Source organism: Glutamicibacter sp. NPDC127525 (assembly GCF_042672105.1).
GTDB lineage: Bacteria > Actinomycetota > Actinomycetes > Actinomycetales > Micrococcaceae > Glutamicibacter.
On record NZ_JBHXVN010000001.1, the window covers coordinates 298025 to 311590 of the forward strand.

12 protein-coding genes are annotated in these 13566 nt (G+C 58.0%); 2 read left to right on the forward strand and 10 right to left on the reverse strand.

The window, feature by feature from the left end; translation table 11 throughout:
* Positions 1-367: 367 nt before the first annotated feature.
* The 6 genes from ACFVHU_RS01345 to ACFVHU_RS01370 form a co-directional block, all read right to left on the reverse strand.
* Positions 368-1150: a GntR family transcriptional regulator gene (locus ACFVHU_RS01345; protein ID WP_133833362.1), complete on the reverse strand. Its 783-nt coding sequence runs from the start codon at positions 1148-1150 to the stop codon at positions 368-370.
* Positions 1151-1263: 113 nt separating this feature from the next.
* Positions 1264-1665, reverse strand: a complete 402-nt coding sequence (locus ACFVHU_RS01350; RefSeq protein ID WP_105658347.1) for a cytochrome c oxidase subunit 4 — start codon at positions 1663-1665, stop codon at positions 1264-1266.
* Positions 1666-1667: 2 nt separating this feature from the next.
* Complete coding sequence (gene ctaD, locus ACFVHU_RS01355) at positions 1668-3386, reverse strand: cytochrome c oxidase subunit I (RefSeq protein WP_388022044.1); 1719 nt, start codon at positions 3384-3386, stop codon at positions 1668-1670.
* Between the two features lie 2 nt (positions 3387-3388).
* Positions 3389-4312 carry a cytochrome c oxidase subunit II gene (gene coxB, locus ACFVHU_RS01360; RefSeq protein WP_286134304.1) on the reverse strand — a complete coding sequence of 308 codons (924 nt, stop codon included), beginning with the start codon at positions 4310-4312 and terminating at the stop codon, positions 3389-3391.
* Positions 4313-4484: 172 nt separating this feature from the next.
* A complete protein-coding gene (locus ACFVHU_RS01365) occupies positions 4485-4859 on the reverse strand; it encodes an iron-sulfur cluster assembly accessory protein (protein WP_105658344.1) in 375 nt (124 codons plus the stop codon).
* 134 nt (positions 4860-4993) lie between these two features.
* Positions 4994-6403, reverse strand: a complete 1410-nt coding sequence (locus tag ACFVHU_RS01370) for a M20/M25/M40 family metallo-hydrolase (protein ID WP_388022047.1) — start codon at positions 6401-6403, stop codon at positions 4994-4996.
* A 69-nt stretch (positions 6404-6472) separates the two neighbouring features.
* Here ACFVHU_RS01370 and ACFVHU_RS01375 point away from each other — a divergent pair, with 69 nt between their 5' ends.
* Positions 6473-7066 carry a DUF3043 domain-containing protein gene (locus ACFVHU_RS01375; RefSeq protein WP_105658342.1) on the forward strand — a complete coding sequence of 198 codons (594 nt, stop codon included), beginning with the start codon at positions 6473-6475 and terminating at the stop codon, positions 7064-7066.
* A gap of 403 nt (positions 7067-7469) precedes the next feature.
* Here ACFVHU_RS01375 and ACFVHU_RS01380 read toward each other — a convergent pair whose 3' ends face one another.
* On the reverse strand, positions 7470-8534 hold the full coding sequence (locus ACFVHU_RS01380; protein WP_105661278.1) for a quinone-dependent dihydroorotate dehydrogenase: 1065 nt from the start codon (positions 8532-8534) through the stop codon (positions 7470-7472).
* 42 nt (positions 8535-8576) lie between these two features.
* On the opposite strand from ACFVHU_RS01380, the gene ACFVHU_RS01385 reads away from it, so the two are divergent.
* Positions 8577-9641 (forward strand): alpha/beta hydrolase, encoded by a 1065-nt coding sequence (locus ACFVHU_RS01385; RefSeq protein ID WP_388022050.1) that lies wholly within the window; start codon positions 8577-8579, stop codon positions 9639-9641.
* Here ACFVHU_RS01385 and ACFVHU_RS01390 read toward each other — a convergent pair.
* From ACFVHU_RS01390 to leuA, 3 genes are all read right to left on the reverse strand, one after another.
* Positions 9638-10444 carry an isoprenyl transferase gene (locus ACFVHU_RS01390; RefSeq protein ID WP_388022052.1) on the reverse strand — a complete coding sequence of 269 codons (807 nt, stop codon included), beginning with the start codon at positions 10442-10444 and terminating at the stop codon, positions 9638-9640. The genes ACFVHU_RS01385 and ACFVHU_RS01390 overlap by 4 nt on opposite strands.
* Positions 10441-11190, reverse strand: a complete 750-nt coding sequence (gene recO / locus ACFVHU_RS01395; RefSeq protein WP_105661281.1) for a DNA repair protein RecO — start codon at positions 11188-11190, stop codon at positions 10441-10443. The genes ACFVHU_RS01390 and recO overlap by 4 nt, the downstream gene beginning before the upstream one ends.
* A 306-nt stretch (positions 11191-11496) precedes the next feature.
* Positions 11497-13236 carry a 2-isopropylmalate synthase gene (gene leuA, locus ACFVHU_RS01400; protein ID WP_388022054.1) on the reverse strand — a complete coding sequence of 580 codons (1740 nt, stop codon included), beginning with the start codon at positions 13234-13236 and terminating at the stop codon, positions 11497-11499.
* Positions 13237-13566: the final 330 nt, after the last annotated feature.

Below are 13566 nucleotides of genomic sequence, written 5' to 3' on the forward strand. Positions count from 1 at the left end.
CTGCAAACAAGACTGTGTGATCTAGGGATATATTGGATCTTCGCTACGGCCTATCGCACCAGTGTGGCTGGTTTCCCACTGGACAGGGCGGCTGGAGTGTCCACTTTTCAACTTCCGTCGACATTCCATGTCCTGCTGCCTTGAAGCGGCTTTGAGCTTGCGCCGCGATCTTCTTCCGTGTGCGGGAGACCTGCTAGTTCCTGCTATAGCTCCATACCGGCGGACCAGGCTGCGGGAGTGCTTATTCAGTAGTTGATGCCCGGAACCATTTTGAACGGCAGATATGGCATCCTTGGGCATGGTTGACGGGTTTGCCTGGTACTTGCCCGTTGAAATCGAAGCAGCCGGCCGCCTGGCCAGGCCAGGCCTAGAAAGTATCGGTGTAGCGAGGCGTGCGTGTGCCCACTCGCTGCAACGGCACGAAGAGCTTGTAGCGGTCTGAGCGGTAGAGCGAGACCGAGTAGTCGGCTAGCCGATCGCCGATGTAGGCATACCGGGTGATCTGCAGGAGCGGGAAGCCTGGTTCTACGCCCAGGAGCACGGCTTGCCGCTTGCTCGCCGCAGTGCTTTCCACCTGGTCCTCACCCCATTCGAGCAAGATGCCATAGCGCTCGTGCAATGCCTGATAGAGCTTTGACGGCGGATCGCCATCCACAAAGCCAGGCACGAGATCGGCAGGCATATAGTTCTCGTCCAGGCTCATGGGGGTGCCATCGGCCAGCAGCAGGCGCTTGAACTGGACTACGGCAGTACCCTCCTCCACCATCAGCTGCGAAGCCAAGGTGGCGCTGGCTTTGATCTCCGCGAATTCGAGTACATGGGCATCGGGAACCATGCCGCGGCGCATCATATCTTCGGAGTAGGAATGCAGGCGGACACGAAGGTCCAATTTTTCGGGCACGACGAATGTGCCGATTCCCACCACGCGTTTGAGCACTTGTTCATCCACCAAGGCATCGATGGCTTGGCGGATGGTCTTGCGGGCCACGCCGAAGTGCTCTGCCAGCACGCGTTCGGGCGGAAGCTTGTAGCCGGGTTTGCAGGCCTCGCGCGCATGGGTCTTGAGAATCTCTCGGATTTGCCGGTACTTACTTTGCCGGCTGGCCGGATCAAGGTGCGCCTGGACATGTGGCTGCGGTGCGTGGCGCATGCTGCTTCTCCTTGATCCAAATAGCCTGACGGCCTATCGCCATCGAGGAACCCCTATTAAAAGACTAACGGGACGACAAGCAAAATTGCTTGTCGTCCCGTCAGGGTTACTGCCTAGTGAGCGTGATCGCCACGGCTGTATTCGTAAACCCAGCCGGTCACGCCAACGACGGCCAAACCGGCGCCGATAAAGAAGACCCACCAGCCGACAGCGAGGCCAAGGAAGCCAATCGCTGCAGCCGAAGCCAGGACCAGTGGCCACCAGCTCCATGGGGAGAACATTCCGATATCGCCGGCGTTCTCGTGGATTTCGCCATCCACGCGGTCCTCGGGCCTGTTGCCAACGCGCTTAGCGGTGAATAGCAAGTAGCCACCTACCATCGCGGACAATGCGACCAGCATCAGCAATGCCAGGAATCCGACCCATTCGCTCCAGTTGGTCATGTAACCGTAGACAATCGCTACTGGGGTGAAGAAGAAGACGCCACCCAGGAAAATCCAGGATTCAACTTTCATCGTTACACGTCCTTCTGGTCAGCCGAGCCGAAGATCTTCGCAACCGGAGTTTCGGGGGTTACCCGTCCACTCAGTTCCGGGTGGTGCAGATCCAGTGCCGGACGCTCGGAACGGATGCGAGGGATCGAGTGGAAGTTGTGGCGTGGTGGAGGGCAAGAAGTTGCCCATTCCAGCGATGCGCCGAAGCCCCATGGATCATCTACTTCGACCTTCTTGGCGTTTCGGTGGGTTTCCCACACGTTCCAGAAGAATGGAATCATCGACGCACCCAGAATGAATGCGAAGACGGTCGAAACCTGGTTCATGGTGGTGAAGCCATCTTCAGGCATGTAGTCGGCGTAGCGACGTGGCATGCCCATAACGCCCAGCCAGTGCTGGATCAGGAAGGTGCCGTGGAAGCCGATGAACAGCAACCAGAAGTGGATCTTGCCAAGACGCTCGTTGAGCATCTTGCCGGTCCACTTCGGCCACCAGAAGTAGAAGCCAGCGAACATCGCGAACACAACGGTACCGAAGACTACGTAGTGGAAGTGAGCCACAACGAAGTAGGTATCCGATACGTGGAAGTCCAGCGACGGAGCCGACAGGATAATACCGGTCAGACCGCCGAACAGGAAGGTGATCATGAAGCCCATGCTCCAGAGCATTGGGGTTTCGAAGGTGATCGAGCCGCGCCACAGGGTTCCGATCCAGTTGAAGAACTTCACACCGGTTGGAACTGCGATCAGCATGGTCATGAAGCCGAAGAACGGCAGCATTACCGAGCCAGTGACGTACATGTGGTGTGCCCACACGGAAACCGACAGTGCAGCAATCGAGATGGTCGCGAAGACCAGGCCCTTGTAGCCGAAGATCGGCTTGCGGGAGAACACTGGGAAGATCTCGGAGACGATGCCGAAGAACGGCAAAGCAATGATGTAGACCTCAGGGTGCCCGAAGAACCAGAACAGGTGCTGCCATAGTACGGCACCGCCATTCTCTGGGTCGAAGATGTGGGCACCGAAGCGGCGGTCTGCACCCAGTGCGAACAGCGCAGCTGCCAGTGGCGGGAAAGCCATCAGGACCAGCAACGAGGTGATCAAGGTGTTCCACGAGAAGATCGACATGCGCCACATGGTCATGCCAGGTGCACGCAGGCAGATGATCGTGGTGATGAAGTTGACGGCGCCAAGGATGGTACCGAAGCCCGACAGTGCAAGGCCGAAGACCCAGAGGTCTCCGCCGATTCCTGGCGAGAAGGTGGTGTTCGACAGCGGAGCGTAAGCGAACCAACCGAAGCTAGCTGCACCCTGGGGGGTGAGGTAGCCGGCCAGAGCGATCAGCGAGCCCAGCGAGAAGAACCAGAAAGCCAATGCATTCAGACGTGGGAAGGCCACATCCGGGGAACCGATCTGCAGGGGCATCATGACGTTGGCGAAACCTGCGAACAGCGGGGTTGCGAACATCAAGAGCATGACAGTGCCGTGCATGGTGAACAGCTGGTTGTACTGTTCCTTGGTCTGCAGGATCTGCATGCCTGGTTCGAACAGCTCTGCACGAATCAGCAGCGCCATAACGCCACCGACACAGAACAGGATGAACGAGCTGATCAGGTACATGTACCCGATCTTCTTGTGGTCGGTCGAAGTAATGTAGTCGACGAACAGACGACCCTTGGACTTCGGCACTACGGCTGGAGCAATCGACTTCACGTCGTCAGTTGCATATTCAAACGTTGTCATGATTACTCTCCTTCCCCGTGCTCTACTACGACGCCGTTAACAACATCTGGCTTACGGTCGTACTCTTCACCAATGTGTCCATCTTCCATCTTTGCCAGCTGAGCCTTGAACTCGGACTCATTGACAACCTCGACGTTGAAGAGCATCTCGGAGTGGTACTCGCCGCAAAGCTCGGCGCACTTTCCGTCGTAGCTGCCTTCAACCTGTGGAGTCAGGTAGATGTAGTTGGTCTTGCCTGGGATCATGTCCAGCTTCTGCAAGAAGGCTGGTACCCAGAAGGAGTGGATGACATCGCGGCTATTCAGCTCAAGGGTTACCGACTTGCCCGCTGGCAGGTACAAGGTTGGCAGTTCTTCGCGAACGCCTTCCGAGCCATCGGTGTTCAGGTGAGCCTGTTCGCCGGCGTAATACTTCTCGGTGCCCTGGTAGCTGTAGTTGAAGTCCCACGACCATTGCTTGGCTCGGACGTCGACTACGACCTCAGAATCAACAGGGGCGTTGATCTGCTTTTCCAGGGTGTTGTTGAAGCTAAAGAAGACCAGAACAAGGACCAAAGGAATGGCCGTGTAGAAGATCTCCAATGGCAGGTTGTAGCTCAGCTGACGCGGGTAACCCGTATCGTTCTTGCGGCGGCGGTAGGCGATGACGCACCAGAGCATCAATCCCCAGGTCAATACGCCGACGACAATAACAGCGATCCACGAGTTAACCCAGAAATCCTGGATTGCCCCGGTGTGGTTGGTGGTGTCGCGCTCCACGTTTGGGAGCCAACCGCGTTTTGCCTCCGCTGTACATCCCGTCAACAGCAATGCGCCAGTGCCGACTAAAGCCAGTACTTTGGCTTTAGCGGACCCGCGACTGCCGGTTCGGTCTTGCGAACTCACAGACGGCCCTTCCTCTTTGTTGGTGCAGAATGTGGTCTTCATAAGTCACCTCGTGGTTTAAACGAGTTGCACGGTGAGGTGGCTCACGAAGGGAAACATAGTTTTACTACTTAATGTAGAGCTTACCCTCTTTGGGGTCAGAATGCCGAAAAACGCCGCTGTGCTAACGAGAAATTTCTTCAACGTTTGAACAGCGGCGTTTGTTCCCTACGGCCTAGTGGAAGGAATCTCCACAGGCGCAGGAACCCGATGCGGCCGGGTTGTCGATGGTGAAGCCCTGCTTCGAGATGGTGTCCTCGAAATCAATGGACGCGCCAGCGAGGTACGGGACGCTCATCTTGTCAACGATGACCTCAACGCCATCGAAGTTGCGTACCGCGTCGCCGTCGAGCATGCGCTCATCGAAGTAAAGCTGGTAGATAAGGCCCGAGCAGCCACCTGGCTGCACGGCGATGCGGAGACGAAGATCATCCCGGCCTTCCTGTTCCAGAAGCGAGCGAACCTTGTCCGCCGCCACGTCGGAAATCTCTACCTCATGGGTTGGCACCTCAGTTGGATCGCCCTTGGTCTGGTCAACAGATGCAGTCATGATTTTCCTCCCATACTGCTCGATGCGGCACCAAGCTCCAGATTTGTTACTGGAACCGGCACCTCTGTTCTTGCTTCTATCCTACGTCGCTACGCTGAAGAATTCTTCCCCTGCGTCTCTCCGTATGACACGGTTCATAGTCCCTTGGCGTTGATCCTCGCCAGCATGAGGGCTTCAGCCTCAATTGCGTGCTGGAAGTCGCCTAGATGCAGCGACTCGTTGGCCGAGTGCGCACGCGAATCGGGATCCTCGACACCGGTCACCAGGATCTGCGCCTTCGGGAAAACTTCCAGCAAATCTGCGATGAATGGAATTGATCCACCCAGGCCCATATTTACTGGTACAACGCCCCAAGCTTGTTCAAGCGCCCAGCGCGCAGTGTCATTTGCCGAAGCGTCCAGGTTCGCCTTGTAGGCGTTGCCTGCTTCGGTGGCGACAAATTCAACCTCGGCGCCGCGAAGGTCAACGCTTTTGACGTGTGCCTCAAGGGCCTTGAGCGCATCTGCAGGATTCTGCCCTGGGGCCAGGCGCATCGATACCTTGAAACGCGTTGCCGGCAGCAAGGTATTCGACGAGTGGTCGACACTCGGGATATCCATTCCAATCACGCTCAGTGCTGGTTTATTCCACAAGCGGTCGGTGATCTTGCCGGTGCCGGCAAGCTGGAAGGATTCCAGAACGCCGGAGTCCCTGCGGAATTCGGCTTCGTCGAAGTCGACTTCAGCGATGTCGTTGGCAACCAGGCCGGCAAAGGCAACAGAACCGTCTTCGTTGTGGAAGCTGGAGATCAACTTGGCGGCGAGGATCGGGCCATCGAGAACTGGTCCGCCAAACATGCCCGAGTGAACTGCATGGTTCAACGAGCGAACGGTGATCTCCGCTGCGCACATGCCGCGCAGCGAGCTGGTCAGTGCTGGGGTTCCAACCGACCAGTTGGACGAGTCGGCAACTACGATCACATCTGCTGCCAACTTGTCCTGATGGGCTTCGAGGAAGTTGCGGAATGATGGGGATCCTGCTTCTTCCTCCCCCTCGAAGAAGTAGGTTACGCCGACGCCGAAATCGCCAATGAGGTCCAGCACGGCGCGCATCGCCGCGATGTGGACCATGATGCCGGCCTTGTCGTCAGCGGCACCGCGGCCGAACAGCCTGTCCCCTACCTTCGTGGCTTCGAATACCGGGGTGTTCCAGTCCGCCGCGTTGCCAGGAGGCTGGACGTCGTGGTGTGCGTACAGGAGCACGGTTGGCTTTCCGGGTGCCGCCTTGCGCTGGGCTACCACGGCAGGCGCGCCCATAGCGCCGTTCTGCGCAGGCTCGCGCAGGATTTCCACGGTCTCCATCCCGGCCGACTTGGCCAATTCGGCCACTGCCGCAGCCGATTTTTCCAGGTTCTGCGGGTCGAAGGATTCCCATGCGATGCTCGGGATCGCGACCAGGGAAGTGAGCTCTTCGAGGATCTTCTCGAAGTTCGTGTCGATGTGGCTTTTTAGCGCGGCAATATCGACGCCGCTTGCAACAGCGTCGACGGTAGTATTTTCGGTCATGCCTTCAGCCTAGCAATTCCTCGCGTATCGAATGTCACGCCGCTAACTATTTCCGGCTAGAATAGAGGGGTGTTTGGACGTAAGAAGGATGAACCTCAATCCCCCGTAAATGTGGAGTCTGCCCAGCAGGCCCCGGAAACAACCGACGGCCGCAAGACTGGTCCAACGCCCAAGCGCAATGCGCAGCAGGCGAACCGTCAGCGCCCGTTGGTTCCTACCGATCGCAAGGCCGCTAAGGAAGCCCAGCGTCAACAGCGTGTTGAAGCGCAGAATCGTTTGCGCTTAGCCAACGAAACTGGCGATGAACGCTACCTGATGCCACGCGACAAGGGTGAGCAGAAGCGCTACACCCGTAACTTCATTGACTCTCGCTGGATGTTCGGCGAGTTCATGATGTTCATCATCCTGGCCTTCTTGGTTGTCTCGCTGGTGTTCCAGCGCAACCTGCAGATCCAGATGTTTGTGCAGGCAGCCCTCTGGGTTGTTATCGCACTGATCATCATCGAAGCAATTGTGACGACCATCCTCTTGAAGAAGCGCCTGGTCGCCAAGTTCGGCCACATGGAAAAGGGCGTACGCATGTACGCGGCAATGCGTGGAATGCAGTTCCGCAAATTGCGCCTGCCAAAGCCACAGGTCAAGCGCGGCGCAAATATCGACTAGTCGATACCGCTAGACCGCAAAGGGGCAAGCTCGCTGAGCTTGCCCCTTTCTAGTTAATTGCTTGGTTGAATAACAATGTTCAAAATTTGTGGAGCCAACTACAAGGTGATGCAAATTCTGCGATAGGAATATCGTTGCCGCGACGCATTTCTGCCAATCCTGTCCGTGCTCGCAGCATGCGGCCTTGTTGGCTCCGATACAAGGATTCATCCCGGTCGGCAACCGTTATTGCCACCTTCTCCCCTAGCGCGGCTGCCCTTGCCTAGTCTCCTGATCCAAGTTGCGTTCAAAGCTGTTGCAGGCATGACGTACGCAGAAGATGGGCCCGGTTAACACGGAATGGCTCCGATTCTTCGAGAATCGGAGCCATTCCGGAGCATTTGGGAAATTCCACTCCAAAGAACTAGAGCATGTGCTCCAGGTCCTTATTGATCGAACGTGCCCAGAACGGACCCTCGTAGAGGAATGCGGTGTAACCCTGTACCAGGTCCGCGCCTGCGTCCAGGCGTTCCTTCACATCCGCGGCATTTTCCACGCCGCCGACGGCGATCAGAGCCATCTCGGCCGGAACAAGTGCACGCAACTGGCGAAGAACTTCAAGCGATCGCTGCTTGAGCGGAGCGCCAGATAGCCCGCCGGCGCCAATCTCTTCAACCTTGGACGCATCGCTGGTCAAGTTCTCGCGACCGATGGTCGTATTGGTGGCAATAATGCCGTCGAGTTCAAGTTCCATGGCCAAGCGTGCAACGTCAGCGACATCCTCATCGCTAAGATCGGGAGCAATCTTGACCAGCAAGGGAATATGGCGGCCGGCAACCTTGTCAGCCAACTGGCCGACTTCCGAAAGCAGCGGACGAAGAGAGTCAACGCTCTGGAGCAGGCGCAGACCCGGGGTGTTGGGGCTCGAAACATTGACGACCAGGTAATCTGCGTGGATCGCCAGCTGGCGGGTGGACGCCAGGTAATCCCCTACCGCGTCTTCCAGCTCTACAACCTTGGTCTTGCCGATATTCACGCCGATGACCGGGCGGGTTCCAGCGTAACCAGTCTTGAGCTCTTGGCGAGAACTGGCGACACGGGCAGCGACAGTTTCGGCGCCTTCGTTGTTGAAGCCCATCCGGTTGATTACCGCGCGGTCCTCAACCAAGCGGAAGAGCCGCGGTTGCGGGTTGCCGGACTGGGCCTGTCCGGTGACGGTTCCGATTTCAACATGGCCGAAGCCGATATCGCTCAACGCCAGGATTCCGGTGGCGCCCTTGTCGAAGCCAGCAGCCAATCCGAATGGGGATGGGAAGTCGATGCCCATAACGGTGCGCTTCAGCTTGGGTGCCGGAGCGAAGAACTTGCGAGCTGCCTTAGTGAGCCCTGCGCGTTGCGCAATCTTGATCGCGTTGAATGCAAAATGGTGAGCCTGTTCAGGATCCATCTTGGTGAACACGTGTTTGAAGACCAGTGGGTATATGCGCATGGAACCATTTTCCCGTGAAGAACCCGAAACAGACAACTTGAGATGGGTAGTATTCAAGATATGAAGCACTTCGTTGTTCCAGAAAGCAGCAGTTGGCCAGACTTTATGTCTTCAACTAGGCCGGGGCAATGGGTCGAAGATCCCCTCGGGCCTGATTTTGAGCACCAAACCTTGGATTTCGGCGTCGATGCGGAAGGACCGGCCGTCGCGACCTTGGTCCGCTATTGCCCGGCTGGATTCAGGAATCGGCTCGGACGACGAGCCCAGGGAATTGTTCTGAGCGTGCATGGCTGGAGCGATTATTTTTACAACCGCGAACTGGCAGCTTTCTGGCATCACCATGGATACCACTTCTACGCACTTGATCTACGCAGGCATGGACGCAGTCTGAGAGCCGAACATGCTTTGCCTGGTTATGTCGATGACTTGGCGGACTTCGATGAGGAGCTCAATGCGAGCTTGGAACTGCTGCGTAATGAGCATCCTCAATTACCGGTGGTTGCCCAAGGGCACTCGACGGGCGGCTTGATCCTGACCTTGTGGCTTGCGCGCCAAGCGCCGGGCATTAAAGCTCTGGTCCTGAATGCTCCATGGCTTGAGTTTCAGGGAACGGCGTTCCTGCGCATTCCTTTTCACGGCCTTATGGAAGCGATCACCCGCACGAATCCGCGCAGGAAGCTCAACGGACCAGAATTCGATCATTACTGGCAATCGTTAAGTACTGGTAGCCATGGCCAGTGGGACGTTCATCGGTTATGGCGACCACGGATCGCTTTTCCGAACACCGCGGGATGGCTGAAAACGATATTTGATGGCCATGCCCTAGTTGCGAAGGGGCTGAAACTTCAACAGCCGATCTTCGTCCTCACCTCGGATCGCACCCATATCGGCACGAGCTACTCCCCTGACATGCAGCACTGCGATTCGGTACTCGACGTTCAGCAAACGCGCTTGCGGGCGTTGAAACTAGGCAGTTTCGTTACCTTGTCCGAAATTCCGGGCGCAATGCACGATGTATTCACCTCCGCTGAGCCCGCCAGATCCGCAGCATATCGAGACCTAAGCCTCTGGTTGCGCTTGGTGGGAACAGCGCTGAAAACGTCCTAGGTCTGTGGCTTGTCGATAGCTCCGCCGTAACGGCGATCGCGTTTGGCATATTCTTCTACGGCGGTAAAGAGCGTTCGCCGGTCGACATCCGGCCAAAGCTGGTCGAGGAAGACCATCTCTGCGTATGCCGACTGCCAGAGCAGGAAGTTGCTTGTGCGTTGCTCGCCACTGGTTCGGAGGAAAAGATCCACATCTGGCAGTTCGGGAGCATGCAGGTATTTGGCGATAGTCTTTTCGCCAACCGAGCTAGCGCGAAGCCTGCCGGCTGCAACATCCTGGGCAATCGCGCTGACAGCGTCGCCTAGTTCTGCGCGCCCGCCGTAGTTCACGCACATGGTCAGCTGGCAACCCAGGTTGTCTTTGGTGAGTTCTTCGGCTTCCTTGAGTTCATTGATAACCGATTTCCATAGCTTGGGTTCTCGCCCCGACCAGCGTATGCGGACGCCCCATGAGTTCAACGTATCGCGTTGGCGGCGCAGAACATCACGTGAGAAGCCCATCAGGAAGCGCACTTCCTCAGGGCTGCGCTTCCAGTTCTCGGTTGAGAACGCGTAGACAGAGACGTACTTGACGCCCAGCTCCACGGCTCCGGCCACCACATCAAGCAAAGCTGCTTCGCCTGCACGGTGCCCCTCGGTACGAGGCAATCCCCGCTGGTTCGCCCAACGTCCATTGCCATCCATGACGATAGCTACGTGTTCAGGGATGAGTTCCTGCGGAATGGCGGGCATCTGCGGATTATCCGGATGCGCATAAGGAGCAACGGGGCCTTGGCGGCCGGTGATCTTAGGAAGCTTCTTCAATTTCTCTCCACAAGACGTAGGGAATTCACGGCACGCTCAAGGTGCCACTGCAAGTAGTTGGCCACGATATCTGCTGCTTGCTTGCGCGCTCGAGGTCCTGCTTCTGCCACGGTGGACCAGTCGCCTTCCAGCAGCGCCTGCAGATATTCAATGGTGACGGGGTGCGGCGATAACGATCCAGAGGGGCGGCATTCGGGGCAGACGACGCCGCCAAGCTGGACGTGGAGCGCTTGATGCGGGCCAGGCTTGCCGCAGCGCACGCAGTCGGTAAAGGACGGCGCCCAACCAGCAACCGAGAGGGCCCGCAAGATGTAGGAGTCCAGCACGGCTCCGGAATCGACTCGCTGCTTGGATAACAGGGCGATCGCACCGTGAAAGAGCTGATATTGCTGGAGGGCTGAATCGCTTTCTGTTTCCAGCAGTTTTTCAGCGATCTCCGACATGGCGTTGGCCACCGTGTAGCTCGGGTAATCCATGACCAGCAATTGGCCGTATGGATTTCGAAGCTGTGCCTGCGAGACGATATCGAGATTGCGGCCCATCACCAGAAGCGCGTCGACTTCCATGAACGGTTCCAGCGTGGCGCCCATTCGCGACGACGTGCGGCGTACGCCCTTCGCCACCGCACGGACAATCCCATTGGGTGTCAGCAGGGTGATGATGCGATCGGCTTCTCCCAGCTTGTGGGTACGCAAGACCAAACCACGGGTGTGGTAGCTCTTGGAAGCGAAACCTGATCTGGACACGGACAATATTCTCCCACTTCAACTCCCAAAGTTCTGAATCCAACGATTCCTATGGGTGTCGATTCGTCCCTGGGCGCGGTAGCTGCAGGAGCAATCCGGCATCTACCGCGACCGAGGAAAAGGGGTTCAAGGCGTCTTTTGATTTGAATTCAGCGGGAACGCCGACAGCGACGCAGTTGCCAGTTCCTTTTCTTCGTCGGCGCTTGCTTGCCAGCCGCCCTGGCAGTATATGGAAGGCAAAACGCCACGGCCAGCGTGGTGAGGCTGGCCGTGGCGTTGAGCTAGCAACAAGGTGGTGCCGCAGACCTACTTGCTGTCGCGGATCGCGCGGTTGACGGCCGAAACTACGGCCTTCAGTGCTGCAATGTTGGTATTGGTGTCCAGGCCAATGCCCCACAGGATGCGATCGCCCACGGCGCATTCGACGAATGCGGCTGCACGGGCGTTGCCACCTTCGCTCATGGCGTGCTCGGAGTAGTCCAGCACGCGCAGATCCACGCCATCATCGTTGAGCAGCTTGACCAGCGCGGAGACCGGACCGTTACCCTGGGCGCTGCGCTCATGGGCCACGCCGTCGATGATCAGCTTGGTATCCAGGCGGAAGCTTCCGTCCTCCGCCGAAGCCGCGGTCGCCGAAGCAATCTGGTAGTAGCCCCAGGGGTTCATGCCCGAATCTTCGCTGACCGGCAGGTACTCATCCTGGAAAACGTCCCAGATGCGCTGCGAGGAGATCTCGCCGCCCTCGGTATCGGTCTTGCGCTGGATGACGCCGGAGAACTCGATCTGCGCGCGGCGCGGCAGGTCCAAGTTGTAGTCGTTCTTCAGCAGGTAAGCAACCCCGCCCTTGCCGGACTGCGAGTTCACGCGGATCACGGCCTCGTAGGAACGGCCGATGTCCTTCGGGTCGATCGGCAGGTAAGGAACAGCCCAGACCAGGTCGTTGATGTCCTTGCCTTCAGCCGAAGCCTTGGCTTCCATCGCTTCCAGGCCCTTCTTGATTGCGTCCTGGTGCGAACCGGAGAAGGCAGTGAAGACCAGATCTCCGCCGTACGGGCTGCGTTCAGCCACTGGCAGCTGGTTGCAGTACTCGACGGTGCGGCGGATGTGGTCCATGTCCGAGAAATCGATCTGCGGGTCGATGCCCTGGCCGAACATGTTCATGCCCAAGGTCACCAGGTCGACGTTGCCGGTGCGTTCGCCGTTGCCGAACAGGCAGCCTTCGATGCGGTCGGCGCCGGCCAGGTAGCCCAGTTCTGCCGCGGCCACTCCGGTGCCGCGGTCGTTGTGCGGGTGCAGCGAGAGAATGATCGAGTCGCGGTTGGCCAGGTTGCGGTGCATCCACTCGATGGAGTCGGCGTACACGTTCGGGCTAGCCATTTCCACCGTGGCCGGCAGGTTCAGGATCATCTTGTTTTCCGGGGTCGCTTCCAGCACCTCGGCTACGGCCTCGGAAATGCGCTTGGCGAAGGCCAGCTCGGTCCCGGTGTAGGACTCTGGCGAGTACTCGTAGGTGATCTTGGTGCCGGTCAGCTGCTCTTCGTACTTCTTGCACAACCGGGCGCCCTGGACGGCGATGTCCACGATGCCGTCTTCGTCCTGGCGGAAGACGACTTCGCGCTGCAGGATCGAGGTGGAGTTGTACAGGTGGACGATGGCCTGCTTGGCGCCCTCCAGCGCTTCGTAGGTGCGCTCGATCAGGTGCTCGCGGGACTGGGTGAGCACCTGGATGGTCACGTCATCGGGAATGCCGCGCTCGATCAGCTGGCGGACAAAGTCGAAGTCGGTCTGCGAAGCCGACGGGAAGCCGACCTCGATTTCCTTGAAGCCCATTTCGACCAGCAGGTCGAACATCTTGTGCTTGCGCTCCGGGCTCATCGGATCGATCAGCGCCTGGTTGCCATCTCGCAGGTCGACCGCGCACCAGCGCGGGGCCTTGGTGATGTACTTGTCGGGCCAGGTGCGATCGGGCAGATTGACCTCGATCTGATCCTGGAATGGAACATACTTGTGGATTGGCATGTTCGAAGATTTCTGCATGTTCTGCATTTCTGTGGGTCCCCTAGACAAAATTAGTGCTTAGTTTGTGGGGCCAGACAAGAGCTACTCCGCGACGAGGGGTCGGCCTGTAGACCACTAGCGGTCCTTTGGATCCTCGCAGCGGCTAAGTAGTAGTAGAAGCTCGAAATGCACGAGATGAGCATATCACCGCGCTTTGGAGGCAAGTGAAACTTATGTCACTTGCGTGTCACATAGTGGACGTCCGCCTTGCGCAAGGCAGCGGACAGGATGCCCAAGCAGGCGAACAATGGGGCTCATGGAGCTAAGCGCCAGGGAGGTCCATGGATGGAGGCGATCGGCATCGGCGCTGGAATCCAT